Source organism: Dokdonella sp. (assembly GCF_036518555.1).
Classification (GTDB): domain Bacteria; phylum Pseudomonadota; class Gammaproteobacteria; order Xanthomonadales; family Rhodanobacteraceae; genus Dokdonella_A.
Genome location: NZ_DATDMY010000134.1, coordinates 1 through 8,304 on the forward strand (window position 1 = coordinate 1; position 8,304 = coordinate 8,304).

The 8,304-nt window shown below is 69.9% G+C and carries 7 protein-coding genes and 1 other RNA gene; 6 read left to right on the forward strand and 2 right to left on the reverse strand.

Features of this window, described 5'->3' with window-relative positions; translation table 11 throughout:
• An RNA gene (gene rnpB / locus VI238_RS08130) (RNase P RNA component class A) lies at nt 1-295 on the reverse strand; the annotation flags it as partial.
• Nucleotides 296-316: 21 nt separating this feature from the next.
• Nucleotides 317-1,141: a 16S rRNA (cytidine(1402)-2'-O)-methyltransferase gene (gene rsmI, locus VI238_RS08135; RefSeq protein ID WP_331650262.1), complete on the reverse strand. Its 825-nt coding sequence runs from the start codon at nt 1,139-1,141 to the stop codon at nt 317-319.
• Between the two features lie 95 nt (nt 1,142-1,236).
• Between rsmI and VI238_RS08140 the strand changes: the two genes are divergently transcribed.
• From VI238_RS08140 to VI238_RS08165, 6 genes are all read left to right on the forward strand, one after another.
• Nucleotides 1,237-3,060: a penicillin-binding protein activator gene (locus VI238_RS08140; RefSeq protein ID WP_331650264.1), complete on the forward strand. Its 1,824-nt coding sequence runs from the start codon at nt 1,237-1,239 to the stop codon at nt 3,058-3,060.
• Nucleotides 3,057-3,443, forward strand: coding sequence for a YraN family protein (locus tag VI238_RS08145; protein ID WP_331650266.1), 387 nt, complete (start codon nt 3,057-3,059; stop codon nt 3,441-3,443). The genes VI238_RS08140 and VI238_RS08145 overlap by 4 nt, the downstream gene beginning before the upstream one ends.
• Nucleotides 3,444-3,453: 10 nt before the next feature.
• Entirely contained in the window at nt 3,454-4,044 is a 591-nt protein-coding gene (locus tag VI238_RS08150) for a BON domain-containing protein (protein ID WP_331650268.1), read from the forward strand.
• 13 nt (nt 4,045-4,057) lie between these two features.
• Nucleotides 4,058-5,425, forward strand: a complete 1,368-nt coding sequence (locus VI238_RS08155; RefSeq protein WP_331650270.1) for an FAD-binding oxidoreductase — start codon at nt 4,058-4,060, stop codon at nt 5,423-5,425.
• A 66-nt stretch (nt 5,426-5,491) separates the two neighbouring features.
• The gene (locus VI238_RS08160; RefSeq protein ID WP_331650272.1) at nt 5,492-6,904 is read left to right on the forward strand and encodes a hypothetical protein; all 1,413 of its coding nucleotides are present in this window, start codon (nt 5,492-5,494) and stop codon (nt 6,902-6,904) included.
• A 32-nt stretch (nt 6,905-6,936) separates the two neighbouring features.
• On the forward strand, nt 6,937-8,304 hold a 1,368-nt coding region (locus VI238_RS08165; protein ID WP_331650274.1), incomplete at its 3' end, for a hypothetical protein.

Sequence of the window (8,304 nt, forward strand, 5' to 3'; positions counted from 1 at the left end):
CCGCACGGCTCGAGCAACCAACCCGGGGACGACGCGGGCCACGTCATGGTCCCCCTATTCGGTCTTGCTCCAGGTGGGGTTTGCCGTGCCGGTCCGTTGCCGGACTCGCGGTGCGCTCTTACCGCACCGTTTCACCCTTGCCTGATCCGTCTGCTTGCGCATCCGGCCATCGGCGGTCTGCTCTCTGTTGCACTTTCCGTCGGCTCGCGCCGCCCAGGCGTTACCTGGCACCCTGCCCTGTGGAGCCCGGACTTTCCTCGAAGCCTCGCGGCCTCGCGGCTGCCTGGCCGACTCCGCGCACAGTCTAGCAGGCCGGCTACTCGTACAGCGCCTTGCGAGGCGCGCCGGTGATCGCCGCCGCGAGCTTCGCCGCGCGCGCGGGCGGAAGCTCCTCGCGCAGCAGTGCGAATACACGCCGCCCCTCGGCGAGCGTCGCGTCCGCGGCGTCGCCTTCGGCGCCGGCTACGACGAGCACGAACTCGCCCCGCTGCTGGTTCGCATCGGCGAGCACGCGCGCCTGCACCTCGCCCAGCGGCGCGGCGATCACGGTCTCGAACAGCTTGGTCAGTTCGCGCGCGAGCACGGCCGCGCGCGCGGCGCCGAAGATCGCGACGAGATCGGCGAGCGTCTCGACGATCCGGTGGCGCGACTCGTACAGGATCAGCGTGCGCGGCTCGGACGCGAGCGCGACCAGCCGCTCGCGCCGCGCGGCCGCCTTCGCGGGCAGGAAGCCTTCGAACACGAAGCGGTCGCTCGCGAGCCCGGCGACCGACAAGGCCGCGATCGCCGCGCACGGCCCCGGCACCGGCGAGACCTCGCAACCGGCTTCGCGCGCTGCGCGCACGAGCCGATAACCGGGATCGCTCACGAGCGGCGTGCCCGCATCGGAGACGAGCGCGACGTCGTCGCCGGCGAGCAGGCGCTCGACGACGCGTTCGGCCTGCTCGCGTTCGTTGTGCTCGTGCAGCGCGAACGTGCGCGCACGACTGCCCGCGTGCGCGAGCAGGGGGGCGCTGTGGCGGGTGTCCTCCGCGGCGACGAGCGCGACCGCGCGCAACACGTCGCGCGCGCGCGGCGAAAGATCGTCGAGATGGCCGATCGGCGTCGCGACGATCCACAACTTGCCCCGTTTCCGTTCCATCGCGCGTCCGCTTCGCGCCGCCGCGACGGGCGAGTCCGCGCGATCGGCTATCATTCCAGCGTAGCGCATCGCGCAGCCCCGGAGGGACGCCATCCATGCTTCGCCGCTTCGAAGGAACCGCGATCGCGCGCCGCGCCCGCCTCGTGCCGATCGCCCTGCTCTGCGCTGCGCTCGGCGCCTGCGCGACGATGAGCGACCTGTCCGATCGCGCCGGCGGCGCGGGTCCGGCCGAGCGAGGCGCGAAGGCCGACCATGCCGAACAGCTCTATGCGGACGGCCAGCTCGACCAGGCCGCGAGCGAGTTCCTCGCGCTCGCCGACGACACGCGCGGCGACGCGGCCGCGCACTATCGCCTGCGCGCGGCCGAGGTGTTGCGCGATCGCGGCGATCTCGACGGTGCCGCGCGCGCGCTCGGCGACATCAAGCGGCGCCGACTCCGTGGCGACGAACCGCAACGGCTCGATCTGCTCGACGCCGAGATCGCGATCAAGCACGGCGACATCGGCCGGGCCGACATGCTGCTCGCCGGCCTCGGCGACGACCCGACCGAGGCCGTGCGCATGCGCGCGCTCGAACTGCGCGCGCGTGCCGATCTCGCGCGCGGCGACCGCTTCGCCTCGGCGCGCTCGCGCGCTGCGCTCGACCGCGATCTCGAGGGAGCCGACCGCGAGCAGAATCGCCGCCAGCTCGTCGACGCCCTCGCCGGCCTCGACGTCGATGCGCTGCGCACCCGCGTCGAAGGCCTGCCGCCCGGCGACGCGCTGCGCCCGTGGGTCGAGCAGGCGCTGCGCGGCAAGGGTCAGCCGCTGCCGCGCGCGCTGCCGAAACCCAGTCGCCCGGTCGGCACGATCCAGCCCGGCGGCAACGGTTCGCTCGAGAGCGAAGGCTACCGTACGCTCCACCACGTCGCGCTGCTGCTGCCGCTGAGCGCGCAGTTCGCCACGGTGTCGCAGTCGATCCGCGACGGCTTCCTCACCGCGTACTACTCCGATGCACGCGCGCGCCGACCGGAGCTGCGCATCTACGATTCGGGCCGCACGCCCGCCGATGCGATCGCCGCGTACCAGAGGGCGGTCGCCGACGGCGCCGACCACGTCGTCGGGCCACTGCAGCGCGAGGCCGTCGGCGAATTGTTCCACCAGTCCCTCGCCGCACGCGTGCTCGCGCTCAACCATCCCGACACCGGCGAGGTGCCGCCGCCGGGAAGCGCCGAGTTCGGCCTGTTGCCCGACGGGGAAGGCGCGCAAGTCGCCGAACGCATGATCGCGCGCGGCATCACGCGCGCGTCGATCGTCGCCGCGGACGCCGACTGGGCCGAGCGGGCCGCGCGCGCCTTCCGCGCGCAGTTCGAGGCCGCCGGCGGCGTGATCGCGGGCGAGACGCGCGTCCCGGACAAGGAGGTCAACTACGCGACGCAGATCCTGCAGGCGACCGGCAGCCTCGGCAGCGGCGCGGAAGCGGGCGTATTCGTCAGCGCGCGACCGCAACAGGCGCGCCTGCTGCTGCCGCAACTCAAGGTCGCCAACGTCAACCTGCCCGTCTTCGCGACCTCGCACGTCTATGCGGGCGACGCCAATGCCGCACTCGATCGCGACCTCGACGGCGTCGAGTTCTGCGACGCGCCATGGCTGTTCGGCGACATTCCCGGCCGCCCGGACCGCAACCGCATCGCCTCGCGCATCGACACCGCGAACGGGCTCGGCGGGCGACTGTTCGCATTCGGCATGGACGCGTATGCGCTGTTGCCGTACCTGGACTGGCTGCTCGCGCATCCGGATTCCTACCTCAACGGCGCGACCGGCGAGCTCACGGCCGACAGCTTCGGGCGCATCCATCGCCTGGTCGGCTGGGCGCGATTCCAGAATGGCATCGCGCTGCCGATCGACGGTGCGCTCGACAGCGCGCCGCTGCAGCAGTGAGTGCTCCCACCGCCACGCGACGCGCGGCGGGCGCCCGCTACGAGGAGTTCGCCTGCGCGCACCTGCAGCGCGCGGGCCTCGCGCCGATCGCGCGCAACTACACATGCCGCTACGGCGAGATCGACCTCGTCATGCGCGATGGCCCGGTCGTCGTGTTCGTCGAGGTGCGCTACCGGCGCGACGGTGGCGCCAGCCGCTACGGCGACGGCGCCGACTCGATCGGCGCGAGCAAGCGCGCGCGCGTGCAGCGCGCCGCCGCGATGTTCCTCGCGCAGCACCCCGCGCTCGCCGATTCGGCCTGCCGCTTCGACGTCGTCGCGATCGCCGGTTCCGGGCCGCACGCGGAGCTGCATTGGTTGCGCAACGCCTTCGACGCCTCCTGAGGATCACCGCATGCCCCGTCGCTTCGACCTTCTCCGCCTCGCGTTGCTCGTCGTCCTGCCGTCGTTCGGCGGTTGCTTCGCCGCCGTCGTCGGCGGCGCCGCGGTCGGCGCGAGCGCCGCGCACGATCGCCGCGACGTCGGCACCTACGTCGACGACAAGCGCCTCTCGCTCGGCGTGCACGACGCGTTCAACAAGGACAAGGAACTCGCGCTGCGCAACGACGTGCGCATCGTCGTCTACGACGGCGTGATCCTGCTCGCGGGCGAAGTGCGCAGCGACGAGCTGAAGGCGCGCGCCGAGCGACTCGTCAGCGGTTTCGAGGGCACGCGGCGCATCGTCAACGAGCTCGCCGTGCAGGAGCCGGAAGGCTTCTGGTCGCGCCGCCGCGACAACACGATCTCGCTGCACGTGAAGACCGCGTTGCTCGACCTCACGAGCATCGACGGCTTCGACCCGACCCGCGTCAACGTCACCACCGCGCATCGCGTCGTCTACCTCATGGGGAAAGTCACGCGCGAGGAAGACGAGGCCGTGACCGGCATCGCACGCGAGGTGAGCGGCGTCGAAAAGGTCGTCAAGGTGTTCGAGTACGTCGATTGATCCGTTCGCAGCGATGCTCCCCGCCGCCGCCCTCGCCGAACTGCAACGCGTCTTCGCGACCGGCGCGCTGAGCACGGATCCGGCCGACTGCCTCGTCTACGGCTACGACAATTCGCGGCGCCAGGCGATGCCGGACGCGGTCGCGTTTCCGACCTCGCACGAACAGGTGGTCGCGCTCGTGCGTCTCTGCGGCGAGCATCGCGTGCCGCTCGTCGCGCGTGGCCGCGGCACCAACACGACCGGCGCAAGCGTGCCGACCGATGGCGGCGTCGTCGCGAGCTTCGAGCGCATGAACCGCATCCTGCGCATCGACGTCGACGACCGCGTCGCGGTGGTCGAACCGGGCCTGCTCAACGGCGACCTGCAGGCCGCACTCGTGCCGCACCGGCTGTTCTGGGCCCCCGATCCGACCTCGGCGCCGTTCTGCACCGTCGGCGGCAACATCGCGTGCAACGCGGGCGGTCCTCGCGCGGTGAAGTACGGTGCGACGCGCGACAACGTGCTCGCGTTGCGCGCGGTCGCGGGCAACGGCATGGACTTCCGCTGCGGCACGCCGACAACGAAGGGCTCGACCGGCTACGATCTCGTGCGCCTGCTCGTCGGTTCCGAGGGCACGCTCGCGCTCGTCACCGAGGCGACGCTCAAACTGCTGCCGCTCGCGTCGGCGAAGCGCACCTTGCGCGCGACCTACGCCGACGTCGGCGCGGCCGCGAGGGCGGTCGCGCGCATCATGGCGCAACCCGTCGCGCCGTGCGCGCTCGAGTTCCTAGACGATGAATGCCTGCGGCTCGCGCGCGGACACGGCGGCGACGCGATCCCGCTCGCGGGTGCGATGCTCGTGATCGAGGTCGATGGCGAAGCGGATGCGCTCGGCGCCGCGGTCGACGCGGTCGCACGCGCTGCGCGCGGCGCCGGCCTCATGGAGCTCGCGATCGCCGACGGGGACGCCGAGGTCGCCGCGCTGTGGGCTGCGCGCAAGGCGTTGTCGCCGGCGCTGCGCACGCTGTCGCCGAACAAGATCAACGAAGACGTCGTCGTGCCCGTAAGCCGCGTCCCCGAGCTCGTCGCCGCGACGCGCACGATCGCGGCGAAGCATGCGCTGCCGATCGTCTGCTTCGGCCACGCCGGCAACGGCAACCTGCACGTGAACCTGCTGCCGCGCGACGACGCCGAACAGGCGCGCGCGATGGACGCACTCGACGAACTCTTCGACGCGGTGATCCGCCTCGACGGCACGCTGTCGGGCGAGCACGGCATCGGCCTCGCCAAGCGCGACTTCATGCCGCGCGCACTCGATGCGCATGCGCTCGACCTCATGCGCGCGGTGAAGGCGCAGTTCGATCCGCTCGGAATCCTGAATCCGGGCAAACTGCTGCCCTGAATTCCGCGACTTTCGGCATCCGGTCGCATTGTGTACGCTGCGCTTCCCTGCAGGTGGAGACGATCCATGCGTACGCTCGCGAAGCTCGCCCTCGCCGGAGCCCTCGTTTCATTCGCCGGAACCGGTCACGCGATCAGCCTCGACCCGCACGGCATCGGCCAGGCGCTGATTTTCCCTTACTACACGACGAACAAGGGCCAGGACACGCTCGTGACCGTGAGGAACGAGTCGGACACCGGCCGCATGGCGGTGGTCCGATTCAACGAGGGCATGAACGGCCGCTACGTCATGGATTTCTCGCTGTTCCTCGCGCCCCACGACGTCTGGACCGCGCGCATCAGCGCCGCCGACGCCGATGGTGCGCCATCGCTGTATACATCCGATCACAGTTGCACGTATCCGCCCATCGAGGGCGGACGCGAGTTCCAGACTTCTTCATTTTCGGGAGGATCGTTCTTTCCGCCTGATGGCGGTCCGGCCGCCGCATTCCGCACCCGCGAAGGATTCTTCGAGATCTACGAGGTGGGAACGGTGATTCCGGGGAGCCCGCTCGACCTCGAGATTGGACGCCATGACGGACAGGAGTCGCCCACCTGCGCCGCATCGCAACTCAACAGCGCCGGGCAGTATCTGACGGTGCCGGAGGGTGGATTGTCGGGCTCGGTCGCGATCGTCAATGTCGCCGAGGGCACGTTCTTTTCCTACGCTGCACAGGCGCTCGCCGGTTTCACCGATGTGTTGCTCTGCTGCGGGAACCCCGAATGGGCGCAAGTGATCGGGCCGAGGGTGACCAACTCGGCAGACTCTGCCTATCTCCCCGGCGCGATCGCACACGTTCCCATGGGCGACCGCAGCGTCGATCTCGATTTCAACCTCAGCGTCGATGCGTTCAGTGCGGTGTTCATGGCCGATTCCGTCTCGAACGACTACCTCGTCGCTGCGGGCCTCGGCGCACATACGGACTGGGTCCTGACGTTCCCCACCAAGGCGTTCTACACCGATCCGTTTTACCTCGTGTCATTCCCGCCGGCGCCGCTACAGGCCCAGCCGCCGTTCGTGCATGTGTTCCAGAACGGCGCTTCGATCGTGCTCGCGAACGCGACGCAGTACGACCAGGAAGAGGGCCACGCCGCGACGTCCGCACTGACCCTGCCGTGGGTCGTCAACGTCGTCGCCTTCCAGGACGCGAGCCACGATCCATCCGGCGTGCTCGGCAGTGCGCTCACCGTGCCGGTCGCGCCGTTCGCGCAAGCGGGCACGATGTCGCTCGACCTCGCCCATGGCGGCGACGAGTCGCATGCGATCACTGCGCCCGACGGCCGCGTGCTGCACGGCCTGCCCGTGACCGGCTTCATGGTCTACAACATCATCAATGCCAATGCCGCGCCCGGGAAACTCGCCAACTACGGCGGCACGTTCCCGTACCGCTCGACCGTGTCGTGCACGGGGCTCTCGAGCGAATCGACGCCATGCCAGTGACGTCCTCATCGGACCGGAAAAGGACCGCAGCCATGCTCGTACGCGCTCTCGCCCTGCTTTCGCTCACCGCGGCCACGGCTCTCTCGAGCCCCGCGCACGCCGTCGGCCTCAATGCGCGCGGCCTCGGCCAGGCACTGATCTACCCGTACTACACGGTCAACAAGGGGCAGGACACGCTGCTCACCGTCGTCAACGACGGCGATCTCGGCACGCTTGCACTCGTCGTCGTCGACGAGGGTTACAACGGGCGCCCGGTGAAGTTTTTTGATTTGTTCCTCGCGCCGCACGACGTGTGGACGGCCCGCGTGAGCGCGCTCGCCGAGAACGGCGGCGCCGCGTTGTACAGCGCGGACACGAGCTGCACCTGGCCGCCGCTTCCGCCTGGCGGGTTTCCGCTGACGAGTTCGGTGTATACCGGCGGAAGCATCTTCCCGCCCGATGGCGGTCCCAGCTCGATCACGCGCACGCGCGAAGGGTTCATCCAGGTCATTGCGCTCGGCGCGGTGATTCCCGACAGCCCCCTCGATCTCGGAATACGCCATCCCTCGCCCGGAGCGGCGCCTACCTGCGCGAACGCCGACAATTCGGCTGGGAGTTATCTGACGCCCCCCGCGGCCGACACGCTCGGCGGCTCCGCTGCGATCGTCAACGTGGGCGAGGGGACCTTCTTCGCGTATGCGGCGAGCGCACTCGACTTCACCGAGCAGGTGCTGTTCAGCGGGAGTTCGAGCATCGAAGCAAATCCGTTGCGACTCGCCAACAGCGCGGCTTCGACCTTTCCCACCGGCGCGATCGCCCATGTCGCTAGCGGCGACGAACATTTTGCCATCGACTACGAACGGGGCATCGACGCCGTCAGCGCGATCTTCATGCAGGAGTCGATCGCCAACGACTACCTCGTCGCGGCCGGCCTCGGCGCGCACACCGATTGGGTGTTGTCGTTCCCGACCAAGGCGCTCTACACCGATCCGTTCTATCTTGCCGGCGCAGCGGCGGCGCAGCCATTCACGGAAACGTTCCACGCCCCCGGCATGTCCAATGTGCTCGCGGACGCGATCCAGTACGACCAGGAAGAAGGTCACGGCGCGACAGGGGCACTCACGTTGCCGTATCTCGTCAACGTCGTCAGTTTCAGCGCGCCCGACGATCGCGCGTCGGGCGTGCTCGGTAGCATGCTGGTCACGCATGTCGCGGCATTCTCGGAGGCGGGCACGATGACGCTCGACCTCGCCCACGGCGGTGACGAGTCCCATGCGCTCACCGCGCCCGACGGCCGCGTGCTGCACGGCCTGCCCGCGACCGGCTTCATGGTCTACAACATCATCAACGCGAACGCCGCGCCCGGGAAACTCGCCAACTACGGCGGCACGTTCCCGTACCGCTCGACCGTGTCGTGCACG

Coding starts and splice junctions, on each gene's coding strand:
- rsmI (WP_331650262.1), bottom strand. CDS start 1,141: ATGGAACGGAAACGGGGCAAGTTGTGGATCGTCGCGACGCCGATCGGC.
- VI238_RS08140 (WP_331650264.1), top strand. CDS start 1,237: ATGCTTCGCCGCTTCGAAGGAACCGCGATCGCGCGCCGCGCCCGCCTC.
- VI238_RS08150 (WP_331650268.1), top strand. CDS start 3,454: ATGCCCCGTCGCTTCGACCTTCTCCGCCTCGCGTTGCTCGTCGTCCTG.
- VI238_RS08155 (WP_331650270.1), top strand. CDS start 4,058: ATGCTCCCCGCCGCCGCCCTCGCCGAACTGCAACGCGTCTTCGCGACC.
- VI238_RS08160 (WP_331650272.1), top strand. CDS start 5,492: ATGCGTACGCTCGCGAAGCTCGCCCTCGCCGGAGCCCTCGTTTCATTC.